At 71.4% G+C, this 227-nt stretch carries 1 protein-coding gene; it reads left to right on the plus strand.

Annotated elements, in window-relative coordinates:
* On the plus strand, window positions 1-227 hold a 227-nt coding region (locus tag G154_RS26670), incomplete at both ends, for a hypothetical protein (RefSeq protein WP_192817321.1).

Below are 227 nucleotides of genomic sequence, written 5' to 3' on the forward strand. Positions count from 1 at the left end.
AACGCCGGCAACGACGATGCGGCGCGTCCCACCCGTACCGCCCGGGCCGCCGCACCCGGGGACATCCCCAACAACCGGAGCAGATCAGCCCCGGTGCGCAGGTGCCGCCGCCCCGGCACACCGGCCCGCTCGGCCGCCACCACCGCCGAGGAGATCACCAAGTCCAACAGATTCCGCGCCGACACCGCAGCAGCCAACACACCCAACAAGACCTCGTCATCGACCAC

The sequence above is a fragment of the Mycobacterium sp. VKM Ac-1816D genome (genome assembly GCF_000416385.1).
Classification (GTDB): Bacteria; Actinomycetota; Actinomycetes; order Mycobacteriales; family Mycobacteriaceae; genus Mycobacterium; species Mycobacterium neoaurum_A.